General features: G+C 45.3%; 22 protein-coding genes. 16 read left to right on the top strand and 6 right to left on the bottom strand.

What is annotated here, in order from left to right; translation table 11 throughout:
* Nucleotides 1–180: 180 nt before the first annotated feature.
* The 13 genes from KW548_00495 (at nt 181) to rplI (ending at nt 9,179) form a co-directional block, all read left to right on the top strand.
* Nucleotides 181–903: a transcriptional regulator gene (locus tag KW548_00495; GenBank protein QXX06685.1), complete on the top strand. Its 723-nt coding sequence runs from the start codon at nt 181–183 to the stop codon at nt 901–903.
* Nucleotides 900–1,295: a sulfurtransferase complex subunit TusD gene (gene tusD / locus KW548_00490; protein QXX06684.1), complete on the top strand. Its 396-nt coding sequence runs from the start codon at nt 900–902 to the stop codon at nt 1,293–1,295. Before KW548_00495 ends, tusD begins: the two co-directional genes overlap by 4 nt.
* Nucleotides 1,292–1,648 carry a sulfurtransferase complex subunit TusC gene (tusC, locus tag KW548_00485; protein ID QXX06683.1) on the top strand — a complete coding sequence of 119 codons (357 nt, stop codon included), beginning with the start codon at nt 1,292–1,294 and terminating at the stop codon, nt 1,646–1,648. The genes tusD and tusC overlap by 4 nt, the downstream gene beginning before the upstream one ends.
* Before the next feature lie 7 nt (nt 1,649–1,655).
* Nucleotides 1,656–1,931, top strand: coding sequence for a sulfurtransferase complex subunit TusB (gene tusB, locus KW548_00480; protein ID QXX06682.1), 276 nt, complete (start codon nt 1,656–1,658; stop codon nt 1,929–1,931).
* A gap of 201 nt (nt 1,932–2,132) precedes the next feature.
* Nucleotides 2,133–2,507, top strand: coding sequence for a 30S ribosomal protein S12 (gene rpsL, locus KW548_00475; protein ID QXX06681.1), 375 nt, complete (start codon nt 2,133–2,135; stop codon nt 2,505–2,507).
* 117 nt (nt 2,508–2,624) lie between these two features.
* A complete protein-coding gene (gene rpsG, locus KW548_00470) occupies nt 2,625–3,095 on the top strand; it encodes a 30S ribosomal protein S7 (protein QXX06680.1) in 471 nt (156 codons plus the stop codon).
* A gap of 156 nt (nt 3,096–3,251) precedes the next feature.
* Nucleotides 3,252–5,351: an elongation factor G gene (gene fusA, locus KW548_00465; protein ID QXX06679.1), complete on the top strand. Its 2,100-nt coding sequence runs from the start codon at nt 3,252–3,254 to the stop codon at nt 5,349–5,351.
* Between the two features lie 154 nt (nt 5,352–5,505).
* Complete coding sequence (tuf, locus tag KW548_00460) at nt 5,506–6,690, top strand: elongation factor Tu (GenBank protein QXX06678.1); 1,185 nt, start codon at nt 5,506–5,508, stop codon at nt 6,688–6,690.
* A 343-nt stretch (nt 6,691–7,033) separates the two neighbouring features.
* Nucleotides 7,034–7,222 carry a (2Fe-2S)-binding protein gene (locus KW548_00455; GenBank protein QXX06677.1) on the top strand — a complete coding sequence of 63 codons (189 nt, stop codon included), beginning with the start codon at nt 7,034–7,036 and terminating at the stop codon, nt 7,220–7,222.
* Between the two features lie 75 nt (nt 7,223–7,297).
* On the top strand, nt 7,298–7,780 hold the full coding sequence (gene bfr / locus KW548_00450; protein QXX06676.1) for a bacterioferritin: 483 nt from the start codon (nt 7,298–7,300) through the stop codon (nt 7,778–7,780).
* 201 nt (nt 7,781–7,981) lie between these two features.
* Nucleotides 7,982–8,362 carry a 30S ribosomal protein S6 gene (rpsF, locus tag KW548_00445; protein ID QXX06675.1) on the top strand — a complete coding sequence of 127 codons (381 nt, stop codon included), beginning with the start codon at nt 7,982–7,984 and terminating at the stop codon, nt 8,360–8,362.
* A 104-nt stretch (nt 8,363–8,466) separates the two neighbouring features.
* Nucleotides 8,467–8,694 (top strand): 30S ribosomal protein S18, encoded by a 228-nt coding sequence (gene rpsR / locus KW548_00440; GenBank protein QXX06674.1) that lies wholly within the window; start codon nt 8,467–8,469, stop codon nt 8,692–8,694.
* A gap of 32 nt (nt 8,695–8,726) precedes the next feature.
* Nucleotides 8,727–9,179 (top strand): 50S ribosomal protein L9, encoded by a 453-nt coding sequence (gene rplI, locus KW548_00435; GenBank protein QXX06673.1) that lies wholly within the window; start codon nt 8,727–8,729, stop codon nt 9,177–9,179.
* A 66-nt stretch (nt 9,180–9,245) separates the two neighbouring features.
* Here rplI and KW548_00430 read toward each other — a convergent pair whose 3' ends face one another.
* On the bottom strand, nt 9,246–10,010 hold the full coding sequence (locus KW548_00430) for a DUF481 domain-containing protein (GenBank protein QXX06672.1): 765 nt from the start codon (nt 10,008–10,010) through the stop codon (nt 9,246–9,248).
* 173 nt (nt 10,011–10,183) lie between these two features.
* Between KW548_00430 and KW548_00425 the strand changes: the two genes are divergently transcribed.
* Nucleotides 10,184–11,596 (top strand): replicative DNA helicase, encoded by a 1,413-nt coding sequence (locus tag KW548_00425; GenBank protein ID QXX06671.1) that lies wholly within the window; start codon nt 10,184–10,186, stop codon nt 11,594–11,596.
* 3 nt (nt 11,597–11,599) lie between these two features.
* Nucleotides 11,600–12,685, top strand: coding sequence for an alanine racemase (gene alr, locus KW548_00420; protein ID QXX06670.1), 1,086 nt, complete (start codon nt 11,600–11,602; stop codon nt 12,683–12,685).
* Nucleotides 12,686–12,736: 51 nt separating this feature from the next.
* Here the strand turns inward: alr and KW548_00415 are convergent, their stop codons facing one another.
* Nucleotides 12,737–13,156 (bottom strand): secondary thiamine-phosphate synthase enzyme YjbQ, encoded by a 420-nt coding sequence (locus KW548_00415; GenBank protein ID QXX06669.1) that lies wholly within the window; start codon nt 13,154–13,156, stop codon nt 12,737–12,739.
* A 296-nt stretch (nt 13,157–13,452) separates the two neighbouring features.
* Here KW548_00415 and pgi point away from each other — a divergent pair, with 296 nt between their 5' ends.
* Entirely contained in the window at nt 13,453–15,105 is a 1,653-nt protein-coding gene (gene pgi, locus KW548_00410) for a glucose-6-phosphate isomerase (protein QXX06668.1), read from the top strand.
* Nucleotides 15,106–16,027: 922 nt separating this feature from the next.
* Here the strand turns inward: pgi and KW548_00405 are convergent.
* The 4 genes from KW548_00405 to KW548_00390 all read right to left on the bottom strand — a co-directional run bounded on the left by KW548_00405 (nt 16,028) and on the right by KW548_00390 (nt 19,691).
* Complete coding sequence (locus tag KW548_00405) at nt 16,028–16,924, bottom strand: TIGR03899 family protein (protein QXX06667.1); 897 nt, start codon at nt 16,922–16,924, stop codon at nt 16,028–16,030.
* A gap of 303 nt (nt 16,925–17,227) precedes the next feature.
* Nucleotides 17,228–17,725 carry a DUF3299 domain-containing protein gene (locus KW548_00400; GenBank protein QXX06666.1) on the bottom strand — a complete coding sequence of 166 codons (498 nt, stop codon included), beginning with the start codon at nt 17,723–17,725 and terminating at the stop codon, nt 17,228–17,230.
* Between the two features lie 2 nt (nt 17,726–17,727).
* Nucleotides 17,728–18,987: an ABC transporter permease gene (locus KW548_00395; protein ID QXX06665.1), complete on the bottom strand. Its 1,260-nt coding sequence runs from the start codon at nt 18,985–18,987 to the stop codon at nt 17,728–17,730.
* On the bottom strand, nt 18,984–19,691 hold the full coding sequence (locus KW548_00390) for an ABC transporter ATP-binding protein (GenBank protein ID QXX06664.1): 708 nt from the start codon (nt 19,689–19,691) through the stop codon (nt 18,984–18,986). Before KW548_00390 ends, KW548_00395 begins: the two co-directional genes overlap by 4 nt.
* Between the last annotated feature and the right edge of the window lie 41 nt (nt 19,692–19,732).

Raw genomic sequence — 19,732 nt, 5'->3', positions numbered from 1 at the left:
ACTACTCGCAGAATGAAGTAGAAAGGTCTGATGAAAGTCAGGCCTTTTTTATGTTCTGGGCACTGTATCGCGTGAATAGTTTGTTCTAAATCACTAGATAGTGGCATTGCTAGATGTTCAATTCAAAATTTCTGATAAACTTACACCAATTTGTTGATTTTTCGCTCGAAGGCTTAAAAAGTGACAACTACAGACACAGTAAACACAGATATGTTGCTCGAAATGGAATCTGTCAATGTGATGCCATTTAGTGAGCACGACAAAATTATTCTGAGATCGTATGAAGCAGTTGTGGACGGCATTGCTAGTCTTATCGGCCCTTTTTGTGAAATCGTTCTGCATTCTCTGGAAGACCTCAATACATCAGCTATTAAAATTGCGAATGGTGAAAACACAGGGCGTCAGGTCGGTTCACCTATCACGGATTTAGCGTTAAAAATGTTACGTGATATTGAAGGCTCGGAACGTAACTTCTCTCGCTCATATTTTACCCGTGCCAAAGGTGGTGTGCTGATGAAGTCGATTACTGTTGCGATCCGTAACGGTGAAAATCGTGTTATTGGCTTGCTATGTATCAACGTGAATCTCGATGCGCCATTCTCTCAAGTATTGCAATCTTTCATGCCTACCGAAGAAGCCAAGCAAGCGGCTTCCTCCGTAAACTTTGCCAGTGATGTTGAGGAGCTGGTGGATCAGACGGTTGAGCGTACAATAGAAGAGATAAATGCTGATAAGTCGGTATCGAACAACACCAAAAACCGTCAAATTGTGATGGAGTTATTCGATAAAGGAATCTTTGATATCAAAGACGCGATAAATCGGGTAGCAGATCGTTTGAATATCTCTAAACACACCGTCTATCTCTATATCCGCCAGCGCAAAACTGAGGAAGACGAAAGTTGAATTCATTGAGCTATACCTTGGTCGTCAACGGCTCAGTTTATGGTAGTCAGTCCGCCAGAACGGCCTATCAATTTGCACGCAGCCTGATTAATAAAGGTCATCGGTTAGTGAGCGTGTTCTTTTATCAGGATGGCGTAACCAACGGAACGGCACTGAGTGTGCCAGCGAATGACGAATTTGATTTGGTCAAAGCTTGGCAATCTCTGGCTTCAGAACACGCTGTGCGTCTTGAAACTTGTGTTGCCGCCGCATTGCGTCGTGGTGTCGTCAGTCAGGATGAAGCCAACCAACACAGCTTGATGCAAAGTAACCTTGCAGATGGATTTTATCAGGCAGGGCTGGGCAGTCTGGCTGAAGCTATGCTTACGCAAGATAGAGTGGTGCAGTTTTGAGCAAGTTAACCTATGTATTCCGTAGTGCCCCCCATGGTAGTGCCTCTGGTCGGGAAGGCATTGATGCTTTATTGGCAGCATCAGCGTATTGTGAAGATATCAGCGTAGTGTTTATTGGGGATGGCGTTTACCAGTTGATTGCCGGTCAGCAAACTGGTGATATTCTGAGTAAAGACTATTCACCTATGCTCAAGCTATTTGATCTTTACGATATCGAACAAGTGTACGTCTGCTCGGTTTCATTGGCGGAACGTGGGCTAGCGCAAGCAGATTTAGTGATAAACGCTGAATCGCTTTCTATTGTTGATATTCAGGCGCAGATCCATCGCGCTGGCAAAGTACTTTCTTTTTAAGGGAATCATGTTACATATTGTTAAGTCGGTAGCGGCGTTAGAAGACGTCGTAAAGGTGTATGTTGACGGCGATGTTTTGTTGCTGATAGAAGATGCGGTGTACTCGGTCAATCCCCAACACAAGACTTACCCTTTGATAAAAGGCCTCAATACCTTTGTATTGCGGAGTGATCTGGCAGCCCGTGGTATCCTCAACCGCACGAGCCCATCGATAGAGACGGTCGACTACGAAAGCTTTGTCGATCTGACTTCTGAGCAAGAAAACTCTCTCACCTGGGATTGAGTCTTGTCCCTAGCATAGTGTGAATCAGCATTTACGGCATACGTGTTCGAGTTGGACAAAAAAGATCCGTATATTTCTTGACACACCTCTCACTGCTGCATAGAATTTTGCGTCCCTATTTGTACGAAGTACTTCGGTACACGTGTAGATAGGGTTAGATTTTTCACAAAGCTTACTTTTAAGTAAATCAGGAGCTAGTTAATGGCAACTATTAACCAGTTGGTACGTAAGCCACGTGCAAAGCAAGTTGTTAAAAGCAACGTGCCAGCACTAGAAGCGTGCCCACAAAAACGTGGTGTATGTACTCGTGTTTACACTACTACACCTAAAAAACCTAACTCGGCACTACGTAAAGTATGTCGTGTACGTCTAACAAACGGTTTCGAAGTAACTTCGTACATCGGTGGTGAAGGTCACAACCTTCAAGAGCACTCAGTTGTTCTAATCCGTGGCGGTCGTGTTAAAGACCTTCCGGGTGTACGTTACCACACAGTACGTGGTGCACTTGACTGTGCTGGCGTAAATGACCGTAAACAAGGTCGTTCTAAGTACGGTGTGAAGCGTCCTAAGTCTTAATCGTCTTTTCTTTTAAAGAGAAGCGTTAAGTAAGGCCAAACACTAAAATTAATATTAATTTTTGAAGAAACTGTAAAGTTTTGGATAACCTGAAGAATAAGACAACGGAGAAATTCCATGCCACGTCGTCGCGTCATCGGTCAGCGTAAGATCCTTCCAGATCCAAAGTTCAAATCAGAACTGCTGGCAAAATTCGTTAACATCCTTATGGTTGACGGTAAAAAATCTACTGCAGAGAAAATTGTTTACACTGCACTAGATGCAATGGCTGAGAAATCTGGTAAAGATCACTTAGCTGTATTTGAAGAAGCTCTTGAAAATGTTCGCCCTGCGGTAGAGGTTAAATCTCGTCGCGTGGGTGGTTCAACTTACCAAGTACCTGTAGAAGTACGTCCGGTTCGCCGTAACGCACTTGCTATGCGTTGGGTAGTTGAAGCTGCGCGTAAGCGTGGTGAAAAATCTATGGCTCAACGCCTAGCTGCTGAAATGCTAGACGCGTCTGAGAACAAAGGTACTGCTGTTAAGAAACGTGAAGACGTTCACCGTATGGCAGAAGCGAACAAAGCATTCGCTCATTACCGCTGGTAATACCTTTCAGTGCCGCGAGAACCTTCGCGGCGCTACTCTAGTTCCTATGCGCAAGCTTAGGAACTATTGCTATATCTAGGGCACGTAAAAATTGCCATGAGCAGACTAAAATGCAACTAGAAATAGCAATAGTCCCTAATTCAAGAGGATTCAATCGTGGCTCGTAAAACACCTATTGAGCGCTACCGTAATATTGGTATCGTCGCTCACGTAGACGCAGGTAAAACAACCACAAGTGAACGTATTCTGTTCTACACTGGCCTTTCTCATAAAATCGGTGAAGTTCACGATGGTGCTGCTACCATGGACTGGATGGAGCAGGAGCAGGAGCGTGGTATCACCATCACCTCAGCGGCTACGACGACTTTCTGGCGTGGTATGGACGCACAATTCCAAGACCACCGCATCAACATCATCGATACTCCCGGACACGTAGATTTCACTATCGAAGTAGAGCGTTCACTGCGCGTACTTGATGGTGCTGTCGTTGTGTTCTGTGGTTCATCGGGTGTTGAACCTCAATCTGAAACTGTATGGCGTCAAGCTGACAAGTACCAAGTACCTCGTATGGTATTTGTTAACAAGATGGACCGTGCAGGTGCTGACTTCCTACGCGTTGTTGATCAAATCAAAAACCGTCTTGGTGCGAACCCTGTTCCTATCCAACTTAACGTTGGTGCGGAAGATGACTTCAAGGGTGTTATTGACCTAATCAAGATGAAGATGATCAACTGGAGTGAAGCTGATCAAGGTACAACGTTCACTTACGAAGAGATTCCAGCGGACATGCTTGAGCTTGCTGAAGAGTGGCACAACAACCTCGTTGAATCTGCAGCGGAAGCTAGCGAAGAGCTGATGGATAAGTATCTTGAAGAAGGCGAACTAACGGAAGCTGAAATCAAGCAAGCACTGCGTACACGTACATTAAACAACGAAATCGTACTGGCCACTTGTGGTAGTGCGTTTAAGAACAAAGGTGTTCAAGCGGTACTCGATGCAGTAGTCGAATTCTTGCCATCGCCAATCGATGTTCCAGCGATCAAAGGTGTGGATGACAACGACAACGAAGTTGAACGTCATGCAGACGACAACGAACCGTTCTCAGCATTAGCATTCAAGATCGCAACTGACCCATTCGTAGGTACGCTGACCTTTATGCGTGTTTACTCTGGTGTGGTCAACTCTGGCGATGCTGTTTACAACTCTGTTAAACAGAAGAAAGAACGCTTTGGTCGTATCGTACAGATGCACTCAAACAAGCGTGATGAAATTAAAGAAGTTCGCGCAGGTGATATTGCAGCGGCAATCGGCCTGAAAGACGTAACTACAGGTGACACGCTATGTGACCAGAACCATAAAGTGATTCTGGAACGTATGGAGTTTCCTGATCCAGTTATTCAGATCGCAGTAGAGCCTCGCTCTGTTGCTGATCAAGAGAAGATGGGTATAGCACTAGGTAAACTAGCGGCAGAAGACCCATCATTCCGCGTAGAAACGGACGACGAAACAGGTCAGACACTGATCTCTGGTATGGGTGAGCTTCACCTAGATATCATCGTTGACCGTATGAAACGTGAATTCAGCGTTGACTGTAATGTTGGTAAACCTCAGGTTGCTTACCGAGAGACGATTCGTGGTAACGCGGAAGTTGAAGGTAAATTTGTACGTCAATCTGGTGGTCGTGGTCAGTATGGTCACGTATGGATCAAACTGGAGCCATCTGAACCTGGCGAAGGTTTTGTCTTTGTTGACGAAATTGTGGGTGGTGTGGTTCCTAAGGAATACATCAGCTCGGTAGCGAAAGGTATCGAAGAGCAAATGAACAGTGGTGTTCTAGCGGGTTATCCTGTTTTAGATATTAAAGCCACTCTGTTTGATGGTTCTTACCACGATGTTGACTCTAACGAGATGGCGTTTAAGATCGCTGGCTCGATGGCATTCAAGAAGGGTTCACTAGAAGCACAGCCTGTACTTCTTGAGCCAATGATGAATGTTGAAGTAACTACGCCTGAAGATTGGATGGGTGATGTTGTTGGTGACCTAAACCGTCGTCGCGGTATGATCGAAGGTATGGACGATGGAGTGGCGGGTATTAAGATCATCCGCGCTCAAGTACCACTATCTGAGATGTTTGGTTATGCAACGGATCTACGCTCTGCGACTCAAGGTCGTGCGTCTTATTCTATGGAGTTTAACGAGTACGCTGAAGTACCGAAAAACTTTGCAGATAAAATCATTGCAGACCGTGGTTACTAATAAATCGTATTAACCTTTAAAAATAGCAAGACTTTTTTAAAGATCAATACGTCCAAATATTGCGCTGACGGACGTTGGCGCATAAAATAGCAAATTCTGGCGCGTCGTGATCAATAACGTTCGCGGCGAATCATAACTAGGAAGGAACACGATCGTGTCTAAAGAAAAATTTGAACGTACTAAACCGCACGTAAACGTTGGTACTATCGGCCACGTTGACCACGGTAAAACAACTCTAACTGCTGCAATCTGTACAACTCTTGCTAAAGTGTACGGCGGTGAAGCGAAAGACTTCGCATCTATCGATAACGCTCCAGAAGAGCGTGAGCGCGGTATCACAATCGCAACATCTCACGTTGAGTACGACACTCCAACTCGTCACTACGCACACGTAGACTGTCCAGGACACGCGGATTATGTTAAAAACATGATCACAGGTGCTGCACAGATGGACGGTGGTATCCTAGTTGTTGCTGCGACAGATGGCCCAATGCCACAAACTCGTGAGCACATCCTACTAGGCCGTCAGGTTGGTATCCCATACATCATCGTATTCATGAACAAATGTGACATGGTTGACGATGAAGAGCTACTAGAGTTAGTAGAAATGGAAGTTCGTGAACTTCTATCTGAGTACGACTTCCCAGGTGATGACCTACCAGTTATCCAAGGTTCTGCACTAGGCGCACTAAACGGCGAGAAGCAGTGGGAAGACAAGATCGTTGAGCTTGCTGAAGCACTAGACTCTTACATCCCAGAGCCAGAGCGTGCAGTAGACCAACCATTCCTACTACCAATCGAAGACGTATTCTCAATCCAAGGTCGTGGTACAGTAGTAACTGGTCGTATCGAGCGCGGTATCCTAACAGTAGGTGATGAAGTCGAAATCGTAGGTATTAAAGAAACTACAACAACGACTTGTACTGGTGTTGAAATGTTCCGTAAGCTTCTAGACGAAGGTCGTGCGGGTGAGAACGTTGGTGCCCTTCTACGTGGTACTAAGCGTGACGAAGTAGAGCGTGGTCAAGTACTAGCGGCTCCTAAGTCAATCAACCCACACACTAAGTTCGAATCAGAAGTATACGTACTGTCTAAAGATGAAGGTGGTCGTCACACTCCATTCTTCAAAGGCTACCGTCCACAGTTCTACTTCCGTACAACTGACGTAACTGGTGATATCTCTCTACCAGAAGGCGTAGAAATGGTAATGCCTGGCGACAACATCCAAATGCAAGTAGAGCTAATCGCTCCAATCGCAATGGATGAAGGTCTACGTTTCGCTATCCGTGAAGGTGGCCGTACAGTAGGTGCTGGTGTTGTTGCTAAGATCTTCGACTAATTCTTAGGAATTAACTGAAATCTTGCACTTTTCTTCATTTATGAAGAAAGCACATCTAAAAAAAGAGAAGCCTCGGCTTCTCTTTTTTATTATTTGGTTATAAAAAAAAATATTCACCTTTTGGGTCATATCTAGATATAAACTTCATTTTATCTTCTAAAACAATTTGTTAAATCGCCACAAAAGCCATGTTCTAAGCATGGTTAAACGCGTAAGTGCTTTGCACCTTTCATTCGTCCTGTTGGTTATAACAAATTTGTCTTAATATCTTCGACAACCCAACTGGTAATAAGAACAATTATTGTTTATATTTTTGTCCTAGGTTGTATTACGGGTCTCATTTATGTACGTTTGTTTGTGTCATGGAGTTTCTGACAAGAAAATCAGGAGGTTAGCTTTAGAAGAGGGCGTAACCGATATTAAAGGCATAAAGAAATGCACCGCACTTGGCAGTCAATGCGGCAAATGTGTCAAGATGGCGAAGGAAATCCTCAATGAAACCGGTGTAGTACAGTACCAAAAAGCGAGCTAAAACAGTCTCGTGTATTTTTGACACCTTCTCAATTGGTTCTACAGTTTATATGGAGCCAAAGAGGAGGTTTTTGTCATGAAAGGCGATCCAATCATTATTCAACATCTCAATAAAATCCTTGGCAATGAGCTAGTTGCCATTAACCAATATTTCCTTCATGCGCGAATGTATAAAGACTGGGGGTTAAAGCATTTGGCGGATAAGGAATATCACGAATCCATCGATGAAATGAAGCACGCAGATCATTTGATTGAACGTATTTTGTTTCTTGAAGGCATCCCTAACTTGCAAGATCTTGGCAAGTTAATGATTGGTGAAGACACCAAAGAGATGCTGGAATGTGACCTCAAGTTAGAAATGGCTGCGATACCTGACTTAAAAGCGGCGATCGCTTACGCGGAAGATACGCACGATTATGTATCCAGAGATCTGTTTCAGGATATATTAGAAGATGAAGAAGAACACGTTGATTGGCTTGAAACTCAACTTGGTTTGATCGACATGACAGGTATACAAAACTACCTACAGGCTCAGTTTGTTGATGAAGACGACGACTAAGCAGAATGACAACAGCTTAGAGCAGCGTGTTATGCGCTGTTCTATTCTCTAGCCACCCTTGTATCACATTTCTCTTGCTTAAATTGCAATCATTCTGTACTATTCGTGCTCCTTAAATCTCGGTCAATTATCTTTAGTTCCTTGCTTCCTCTGGATGACCGGGCCAATTGTGGAAGCTGAATAATCCGTAAGGAGCAACCAATGCGTCATTACGAAATCGTATTCATGGTGCACCCTGATCAAAGCGAGCAAGTTGCTGGCATGATCGAGCGTTACACTGGTTCTATCACTGAAGCTGGCGGTACTATCCACCGTCTAGAAGACTGGGGTCGTCGTCAACTGGCTTACCCAATCAACAAGCTTCACAAAGCTCACTACGTTCTAATGAACGTTGAAGCTGACCAGGCTGTTATCGATGAACTAGAAACTGCTTTCCGTTTCAACGATGCAGTTCTACGTAACATGATCATGCGTACTAAAGCGGCTATCACTGAGCAATCTATCATGCTTAAGCAGAAAGAAGAGCGTGCTCCTCGTCGCGAAGAGCGTGCTGAAGCTAAGCCAGAAGCAGCGGCTGAGTAATTACTACTCAGAATTAGTACTCAGTCTAGATAACTCTAGGGTTTACTCGAATGTGTTTATCTAGGCAGACAACTTTTTTCAAATTTAAGATCAGGAGATAGCCCATGGCTCGTTTCTTCCGTCGTCGTAAATTCTGCCGTTTCACTGCAGAAGGCGTACAAGAGATTGATTACAAAGACGTAGCAACTCTTAAAAACTACATCACTGAAGCTGGTAAAATTGTACCTAGCCGTATCACTGGTACAAGCGCTAAGTATCAACGTCAACTAGCTCGCGCTATTAAGCGTTCTCGCTACCTAGCTCTACTACCGTACACTGACAAGCATCAGTAATCGGTCGTTTTATTAAGAAAGAGGATTAAGCAATGCAAGTTATTCTACTTGATAAAATCGGTAACCTAGGTGGTCTTGGTGACACTGTAAACGTTAAATCTGGCTATGCTCGTAACTTCCTTATCCCTCAAGCTAAGGCAGTTATGGCAACTAAGGCTAACGTTGAAATGTTCGAAGCTCGTCGTGCTGAACTAGAAGCTAAAGTTGCTGAGCAACTAGCTACTGCAGAAGCTCGTGCAGAGAAAGTTAACGCTCTAGAAGCTGTTGTTATCGCTTCTAAAGCTGGTGACGAAGGTAAACTGTTCGGTTCTATCGGTACTCGTGACATCGCTGATGCAATCACTGCTGCTGGCGTTGAAGTTGCGAAAAGCGAAGTTCGTCTTCCAGAAGGCGCACTACGTAACACTGGTGAGTTCGAGATCAGCGTTCAGCTTCACTCTGAAGTATTCGCTGCAGTTAACCTACAAGTTGTTGCTGCTGAGTAATTCAGTATCAAGACGTATTTTAAAAGCACCTCTCAGAGGTGCTTTTTTATGTCTAAAGTGTGGTATTTAAAATAAGAAAAGTAAGTTAACAGAGAAAATACTGTCGGCTTTCTTTAGCCCTTCGGGGACGCGGTCATGATATTGACGTGTATGAGCCAGTTTGAGTGCGATATCTTCTGTGATGTTGTTGGTCACATTGATATCTGTATCTACTCTGAGGTTACTGTCACCGGCGACGAGAGTCACATCGGCGGCTAGGCTAAGGTTTTTCAGTACTTGCCAACTTGAATTGACTTTACCTCGAAAAATCGCTTCCTGAACGGTTTCCTCAAAGACAATATCGCTGTCACCAATTTCATCAGTATTGGGCTCTTGGTAGCGGAAACCAGGGCCGAGCTCGAGTTCCAGTACAAAGACATCGGTATTAGAAAATTGATAACCTAAGCCTCCCGAGAGCGTATAGTCCTTAAAATAAGCACTATATCGAGAATCGACACCTTTGAAGCTGCCGTAAAGATACGTCTTAGGGCTAAGCTTATAGTCGCTCTGTGCCGTGTAGGTTGACTGCCGTTTGTCTTCTTCCCCATCCTTATAAAGTAGGTAGTACTTCCACTCACCGCTGGTTCGGTATCGGCCAGATAGGTACTCGGCACTGAGTCGAGAATTAAGGGAACGTGAGTCTGAGTTTCCGGTGTGCGCCTGATAACCGAATTCAATTTCGGTATCCCAAGGGGAGGGTATTTCAATGTCCGTTTGACTTTGTACTGTCTCATCCGCAAGGACTACGGAACTGCACAGTAGGCCTGCACTCAAGAGCCAAAGGTTCGTCACTCACTACCTCTTTATAGATGGGAAAATTGGGGAAATAGTAGAGGTTATTCACTCAAATTCCGTCAGTTCTAAGTTAATTCTACACGAGTTGCATTCAAACCCCTTGTTTATTACAGACATCCCGCTCATTCTGGCTATAATGAGCGGTCACAAGTAAATTGTTGAGCAAGAGCATGGCAGAACAGAGAACAGACAATCGTAATCAGAAACCAGCAGACGCCCAAGTCGATGCTATCAAGGTTCCTCCACATTCGTTGGAAGCTGAGCAGTCCGTCATCGGTGGTTTGTTGTTGGATAACGAGCGCTGGGATACTGTATCTGAACGAGTGGTGGCGAAAGATTTTTACAGCCGTCCACATCGTTTGATGTTCGAAGCATCGCAAAGCATTCTAGAAGATAGCCAGCCTCTTGACTTGATCACCTTGTCAGAGTTTTTAGAGCAGCGTGAACAATTGGACGATGTTGGTGGTTTTGCTTACCTTGCAGATTTGGTCAAGAATACACCGAGCGCAGCTAACATTAACGCCTATGCAGATATCGTCGCGGAACGTGCTCTGACTCGCGACTTGATCGGTGTGGCGAATGAAATTGCCGATGCGGGATACGATCCTCAGGGGCGTACATCTGAGGATCTGCTTGATATGGCAGAGAGTAAGGTGTTTGCTATTGCCGAGTCGCGTACTAGCGAAAGTGAGGGGCCGCAAAATGTCGATAATATTCTTGAGAAAACGCTCGAACGTATTGAGATGCTCTATAAATCCCCTCAGGATGGGGTAACAGGGGTAACGACGGGCTTTACCGATTTGAATAAGAAAACGGCAGGTCTTCAAGGCTCGGACCTAGTGATTGTTGCAGCGCGTCCATCGATGGGTAAAACAACATTTGCGATGAACTTGGTTGAAAATGCAGCGATGGCCCATGATAAGCCCGTGTTGGTTTTCTCTTTGGAGATGCCATCTGAACAGCTGATGATGCGTTCTTTGGCATCCCTTTCTCGTGTCGATCAAACCAAGATAAGAACTGGCCAGTTAGATGATGAAGATTGGGCGCGTATTTCTTCTACTATGGGGCTTTTAATGGAGAAGAAAAACATCTTCATTGATGATAGCTCGGGTCTGACACCAACCGAAGTCCGCTCACGAGCAAGACGTATTGCGCGTGACCATGGTGGTCTGTCTATGATAATGGTCGATTACCTTCAATTAATGCGTGTCCCTGCGCTGGCTGATAATCGTACGTTGGAAATCGCCGAAATTTCCCGTTCACTGAAAGCCTTGGCTAAAGAGCTCAACGTGCCAGTGGTTGCACTGTCGCAGCTCAACCGTTCCTTAGAGCAACGTGCCGATAAACGCCCTGTTAACTCAGACTTGCGTGAATCAGGCTCGATAGAGCAGGACGCTGATTTGATCATGTTTATATACCGTGATGAAGTGTATCACCCAGATAGCCCGATGAAAGGTACGGCGGAAATCATCCTAGGTAAGCAGCGTAATGGTCCGATTGGTTCGGTACGTTTGACTTTCCAAGGTCAATGGTCACGGTTTGATAATTATGCTGGCCCGGCGTTTGATGTGGATGAAGAGTAACGCATGAGTTATATGAAAGCGGCAACGGCCTTTATTGATTTAGATGCGTTGCAACACAACTTAAAACAGATTAAATCTCAAGCACCAAATAGTAAGATCATGGCGGTGGTTAAGGCCAACAGCTATGGTCATGGTTTGAGACATATTGCTAAGTATGCCACGGATGCAGATGCGTTCGGTGTGGCACGGATTGAAGAAGCGTTGCAACTTCGGGCTTGCGGTGTGGTGACACCGATTTTATTGCTCGAAGGCTTTTATTCTTCGGGCGATTTACCTGTCTTGGTGACTAATAACATTCAAACCGTAGTGCATTGTGAAGAGCAGCTTGAAGCACTTGAGCAAGCAGAGCTGGATACTCCTGTCGTTGTTTGGCTTAAAATCGATAGCGGGATGCATCGTCTCGGTGTCAGGCCGGAACAATACTGGGATTTTGTCTCTCGTCTCAAAGCGTGTCGTAACGTGGCGAAGCCACTGCGTTACATGAGTCATTTTGGTTGTGCTGATGAGCTGGATAAGTCCACTACGACAGAACAAACTGAGCTGTTCTTGTCTCTGACTGATGGTTGCGAAGGTGAGCGTTCACTCGCCGCTTCTGCGGGATTATTGGCGTGGCAGAACAGTCACCTCGATTGGGTTAGACCCGGAATCATCATGTACGGTGTTTCGCCATTTAACGACAAAACGGCACAGCGGATGGGATATCAACCTGTCATGACGCTCAAATCACACCTGATTGCGGTACGTGAAGTAAAAGCGGGCGAGAGCGTCGGCTATGGCGGGATGTGGACCAGTCAACGCGATACCAAAGTGGGGGTTATCGCGATTGGGTACGGTGATGGCTACCCAAGAACCGCTCCCAATGGCACACCAGTGTTAGTCAATGGTCGCAAAGTACCGATTGCGGGAAGAGTGTCGATGGATATGCTGACGGTTGATCTCGGTCCAGATGCCAGTGATAAGGTGGGCGATGAGGCGATCCTTTGGGGACAAAGCCTTCCTGCTGAAGAGGTGGCTTGCCATATTGGCACTATTGCTTATGAACTGGTAACTAAACTGACCTCGCGAGTGGAAATGGAATATTCCAAATAGCTGACATCGAATCTTTCGTTTTAGGCTGGCTTAATTAAGCCAGCCTTTTTATTATTCGCCCTGAATCGTCGCAACTAAGGTGCGGCTACCACCGTAATCACGATGCTCTCCAAGGTAGATGCCTTGCCATGTCCCTAGAGCTAATCGTCCGTTGCTAATGGGGATCATCACGCTGCACCCTAAGATCGACGTTTTGATATGGGCGGGCATATCATCATCGCCTTCATAGGTATGCTTATAGTAAGGGGCGCGCTCCGGCACAAACTGGTTAAAGTGCTTTTCCATATCATGACGTACCGTTGGGTCGGCGTTTTCGTTAATGGTCAGGCTTGCAGAAGTATGTTGGATAAATAACTGTAATATTCCGACAGAAAAATCCGCTATCTCTGGAATTTGTTGTTCTATTTCATCGGTGATGAGATGAAATCCGCGTTTTCTCGCGCTCAATTGAATACGCTTCTGAGCCCACATATGGCATCCTCTATAATCTATTTGGCAAATTCAACCTGAGGCGGTAAGGTGAGTGCCAATAGCTAGTCATGGGTTTGAGTGTAACTAAATCACTTAACGTGACTTAACTCAATGATGGTGCAGCCACACTGGTTCATAATTGCACCTTGAAAATTTATTACAAAGTTCTGGCTGCTTGTTGCAATGCGAGAACCGAACTATTTTTGCTTAATCGGGGATTCTACTGGCTGTCGTTTATCTTACTCTTCAGTCAATCAATGTAGAATAAAACCTACTGTAACATCGGGATAGTAACCATGTTGAAAAATATCAATCCAACGCAAACATCAGCTTGGAACGCGCTGACTGCGCACTTCGAATCGGCTCAAGATATGGATCTTAAAGAGCTGTTTGCTCAAGACGCTGCGCGCTTTGACAAATTCTCTACGCGTTTCGGTAGCGACATTCTTGTTGATTACTCTAAGAACCTAATCAATGAAGAAACTATGAAGCATCTGTTCGCATTAGCTGGCGAAACTGAGCTTAAAGCAGCAATCGAAGCGATGTTCAGTGGTGAAGCAATCAACCAAACTGAAGGTCGCGCCGTCCTCCACACAGCACTACGTAACCGCAGTAACACTCCTGTTATAGTTGATGGTGAAGATGTCATGCCTGCAGTAAATGCTGTGCTAGAAAAAATGAAATCGTTTACGGAACGTGTCATCGGCGGCGAGTGGAAAGGGTACACAGGTAAAGCGATTACTGATGTTGTGAATATTGGTATCGGTGGTTCTGATCTTGGTCCTTATATGGTGACTGAAGCTCTAGCTCCTTACACAAACCACCTAAATCTCCACTTCGTTTCGAACGTTGATGGCACGCACATCGTTGAGACGTTAAAGAAAGTAAACCCAGAAACGACACTATTCTTGGTCGCATCTAAGACGTTTACTACACAAGAGACTATGACCAATGCACACAGTGCTCGTGATTGGTTCCTTGAGTCAGCAGGTGATGAAGCACACGTAGCGAAGCACTTTGCAGCGCTTTCTACCAACGCACCAGCTGTATCTGAGTTTGGTATCGACACCGACAACATGTTCGAGTTCTGGGACTGGGTTGGCGGTCGTTACTCGCTATGGTCAGCTATCGGTCTTTCCATTGCCCTTGCGGTAGGTTACGACAACTTTGTTGAGTTGCTAGATGGCGCTCATGAAATGGATAACCACTTTGCATCTACAGAGCTAAAAAGCAACATTCCTGTGATCCTTGCGCTAGTTGGCCTTTGGTACAACAACTTCCATGGTGCTGAGTCTGAAGCGATTCTTCCATACGATCAGTACATGCATCGTTTTGCAGCTTACTTCCAACAGGGCAACATGGAGTCTAACGGTAAGTACGTTGACCGTGATGGCAATGCAGTGACTTACCAAACAGGTCCAATTATCTGGGGTGAGCCTGGTACTAACGGTCAGCACGCTTTCTACCAGTTGATTCACCAAGGTACTAAGCTGATCCCTTGTGACTTTATTGCACCTGCTATTAGTCATAATCCTGCAGGTGATCATCACCAGAAATTAATGTCTAACTTCTTTGCTCAAACTGAAGCGCTTGCTTTTGGTAAGTCAGAAGAGACAGTCAAAGCGGAATTTGCCAAAGCAGGTAAGAGTGAAGAAGAAGCGGCAACTCTAGCACCATTCAAAGTGTTTGAAGGTAACCGCCCTACTAACTCAATCCTAGTCAAGCAAATTACACCACGTACTTTAGGTAATTTGATCGCAATGTACGAACACAAGATCTTCGTTCAAGGTGTGATCTGGAATATCTTCAGCTTCGATCAGTGGGGTGTTGAGCTAGGTAAACAATTGGCTAACCAAATACTACCTGAGTTAGCTGATGAGTCGGAAATCAGTTCTCACGACAGCTCAACGAATGGTCTGATTAACGCATTCAAAGCGTACAAAGCGTAATCTGCTTTGAATAAAGTAAGAACGCCAACCTGTCAGGTTGGCGTTTTTGTTTTGGAAAGCGGGAACGCTGCGCTCCGAGATTCGTGAACGGGCTTCGTCCTTCGAGAGAAGCTGTCATTCCATAGACTGACGAAGGAAGGAGTAGGGAATCTCATAGAGTATTCGACTTGCTTTAAGAGATCCCCAACTCACTCGTTCCTCATTCTCGGGGATGACAAATCAATTGATTTAAATAAGACTTGGGAAGTGGGAACGTTGCGCTTCTGGATAACGGGGTCGAGCTTTGTCCTTCAAGAGAAAAGCTGTCATTCCATAGACTGACGAAGGAAGGAGTAGGGAATCTCATAGAGTATTCGACTTGCTTTAAGAGATCCCCAACTCACTCATTCCTCATTCTCGGGGATGACAAATCAATTGATTTAAATAAGACTTGGGAAGTGGGAACGTTGCGCTTCTGGATAACGGGGTCGAGCTTTGTCCTTCAAGAGAAAAGCTGTCATTCCATAGACTGACGAAGGAAGGAGTAGGGAATCTCATAGAGTATTCGACTTGCTTTAAGAGATCCCCAACTCACTCGTTCCTCATTCTCGGGGATGACAAATCAATTGATTTAAATAAGACTTGGGAAGTGGGAACGTTGCGCTTCTGGATAACGGGGTCGAGCTTTGTCCTTCAAGAGAAAAGCGGTCATTCCATAGACTGACGAAGGAAGGAGTAGGGAATCTCGTAGACTATTCGACTTGCTTTGAGAGCTCCCCAAATTACTCATTCCTCATTCTCGGGGATGACAAATCAATTGATTTAAATAAGATTCGGGATGCGGGAACGGTGCGCTTCTGGATAACGGTATCGGACTTCGTCCTGCTAGAAAACGAGAGTTGATTTCCCACTAACCTCAAGCAATGATGGCTCTCCAGCTCCCCTAAACCGTCGTATCCACACTTGGCTGAGCATCTGTACTTGCGGTGAATTTCTGGCTGAGCAAAGCGACCATCTGATCGTAATACTGCATGTTTGGCTTGTTTCCAAGTAGCTTACACAATTCATTGCCAGTTGGACTAAAGCGGTAGTAGAGAAGTCGAACCCCTTTGCTGTGCGCTTGAAGTGATAACTGCTTGCCCTGGTAGGTAAGCGGTAAGGGGGAATCGAGCTCAATTTCACCTGACTCCAACTCAGTGCCGTGCATCAGACCAAGTTCAAATAAGACCAACAGGCTTGAGTAGGGAAGCTGAAAATTACCAACGTTGATATTACCGGTAATATTACGCTTACCAAAGCTGAAAATACCCCCTTGTGCCCGATAGCCAATTAAAAGCTTGCGACTGGTATCGCCACCAAAACTACACGCTAAAGAGGCGGCACGCTGCAAGGTCTGTGCTTCCTTAGGTGACATATCTTGTAGCACCTTGAGCGCTTTCATTGACGTTGAACCTGGGTTGGTGACTTCGCGTTTTAACACTTGTGCCCATAGGCGCTGCATTGAGGCGTTATGTACTTCCTGAGCCATGTTGAAGAAGCGGTGCAGCCAATCTTGATCGGGGTCGCCCGCGGTTTCATCTTTACAGGATAGGTGAGCGAGCTTAAGGATTTGTTCAAGATTTTTTTGTTTCTGCTCTTTGTAACGGCGCTCGCGAATGAGGGCGCGTTCTAATGCCGTTTTTTCTGGTGAGTCTTTTTGTAATAAGGCATCCAAACCATGGGTTTGAGCAATGTTCATCACTCGACTGGCACTATCTTTGATATAGGTTTTCTTTTTCTCATGCCGTGATTCAGCGCTGGACTCGTGCTCTATAACCACTGGCTTTTGCTTTTCCGACATGTGAATTCCTTGCCCATCAGAGTGTTAAACGTATTTAATTAAATTTACCTCTTAACCTGATTGTCTGCCAGAAGAACTATGTGAGCAATCCTTGAAAATTGGCGCTATGCCAAATGATAATAAGTTGTTAAAATTGTTATCGATGTTTTGAGGGGCTTATGAAGTTTTTAAATGAGAATAAACTGAAAAAGCACCTGTCAATTGCCCTACTATTTCTGGTTTATCTAGCAGTCTTGGTATATCTCTCTAGATACATATAAAGAAAAGCGGATAATTAACAGGTTGCTTTTATGTTAATCAATATTAGTAGTCATCGTACTCTTCGATCGCGGTGCCTTCTAAGACGTAACCTGTTTCAGCCAGATCATGGTTGATGGTTTCCGTTTTCAGCGTACCGACCACGTAAATCACATCCCACAGCTCTTGCACCGGCGCCCCTTTAGGGAACTTCACGTAGATGATCTGGTTCGGCGGAGGTGGTGGCACGTGAATACATGCACCAAAGTATGGCACCAGCAGAAATTCGGTGACTTTGTTTTCATCCCCTTCCAACGGAATCACAAAACCAGGTATTTTAACCTGACTGCCGTTGAGCTCCTGACGGACCTTGCCCATCAATGATTGCTTGGCAGCCTGACCGGAGTGATCAGTCACTGGCATACCAGATGAATCGAATTGCTTTCGTTCACTTTCTGGGATCAGGTCGATCCAGTCCAGTTTGAGAATATTTTCTTTAGCACTGACTATAGAAGGTGTCATAAAGCTCATGGCTAATATGACTAATAATATTATCTTTTTCATGTTTAAACCCGAATTGTCATCCCGTCACTAAGGGATTGTCTGTATGCACGGAATGCTGGAATTAAACCGATTACAGTACCTGCTAACTGGACAGCTGCAAGCAATATCCACTCATAATGGGATATGGCTACCATCTCAATATTAATGCCATATTGTTGTTGAATGATTGGTGCGATAGCGGCTAACAGAGCATAAAGACCTAGCACACCGACAACTAAGCCAACTAAGGTTAAGGCACTGGCTTCGAGAACTAACAGAGAGAGAACATGCCTTGGTCTTGCTCCCATCGCCCTTAGAATGGCCATCTCTCGACGTCTTTCTTGCAAACTGGTCAGCAAACTAGACAACATTCCCAGTAATCCGGCAATAACGACGAATACCGAAACCGCCATCAGGGCTTGTTCTGCCACCGACATCATCCCCCACAATTCATGCAGCGCAACGCCCGGTAGGATGGCACTCAGCGGTTCTTTAGGGTAAGTGTTGATCTGGCGCTGCAGAGCAAAGGTCTGAATTTTCGAATTCAGGCCAAGAAGCATGGCAGTAATTTGTTTTGGCTGAAAGTTTTGCTTTTCAAGGTGTTCAGCACTTGGTGTATTGCCTAAGTGGGCTCCAGATTCCCAGCCAACGTGAATCGCTTCAATCGCTTCGAGTGAGACATGTACGGTTTTATCAACTGGGGTGCCTGTCGGAGCTAAGATACCGACCACTTTAAACGGCAGGTTGTCATGGCGACTGAAGCCAACGTCACTGATGCCGTGGGCAATAATGATTTCTGTGCCTATATTGTACCCGAGAGAGCGGGCAACATCGGAACCAATGACGGTTTCAAATAAACCATCAAATTCGCGTCCCTCAGCGATGGCGATGTTTTGTTTTTTGCCGTAGCGATAGTGCTCAAAATAGCTATGATTGGTGCCCATCACGCGGAAGCCTTTGTGTGAGTCTCCGAGAGAAATAGGTATCGCCCACTTCACAGAACGATGATTACTGAATTCCTGATAACTTTTCCAGTCAATGTTATTGGTAGCGTTGCCGATGCGAAACACTGAGTAAAGCAGCAAGTTTACTTGACCAGAACGTCCACCGACGATCAGGTCAGTTCCTGAAATTGTATTAGCAAAGCTGCTTTTGGCTTGGGTACGGATCCTTTCTACCCCCAAAAGTAGTATGACCGAAATAGCGACGGTTAATATGGTCAGAATGGCGGTGACACGACGGTTACGGACACTCTTCCAGGCAAGCATAAATGTAGGGGTCATTGTTGTGCTCCTGCCTGATTGATTTGATTAAGGTTTAAGGTGCGATCGAACAGGCTTTCCAGTGTGGGGTCATGACTGACGAACAACAGGGTTGATTGAGCCTGATTGACCTGCTCGAGCAATAACTCGATAAAAGCAATGCGATTTTCGTAGTCAAGTGAAGAAGTAGGTTCATCGGCAATGATTAGCGCCGGTTTGCCAATCAGAGCTCGAGCGGCAGCGACACGCTGTTGCTGTCCAATACTCAGTTCGACGACAGGCTTCTTCAACAGATGTTCAGGTAGATGCAGTTTTTTCAGAAGCCGAGTGGCGTCTTCAACCAGTGATGTCTCAACCTGTGATTTGCGTTGTGCGGAAAATTGGCACGGCAGGATGACATTTTCAATCACGTTAAGATAGGGGAGCAAATTAAACTGCTGGAATATATAGCCAATATGATCGGCACGAAATTTATCGCGTTGGTTAGCCCTCATCTGATTGAGGTCCTGACCTAAAACACGTAACTGGCCGCTGCTGGCAGTGTTAATGCCAGTGAGTAGCCCGAGCAAGGTGGATTTACCACAGCCACTGGGGCCTTTAATAAAGAGGTGCTCGCCTTTAGTGATATGCAGTTGTTTGATATTAAGTGTCGGAGTTGGGTTCCTAGGCCAGGTAAAGGTGACCTGCTCCAGCTCAACGACGCTGTTACTTCTGTTTTCTACCATTGGATCAACCTGAACGAGTAGACCTGATAGCCGCAAGCTAT

Origin of the sequence: Vibrio neptunius, from assembly GCA_019339365.1 — a bacterium.
Classification (GTDB): domain Bacteria; phylum Pseudomonadota; class Gammaproteobacteria; order Enterobacterales; family Vibrionaceae; genus Vibrio; species Vibrio neptunius.
This window is presented reverse-complemented; position numbering and strand designations above follow the sequence as displayed.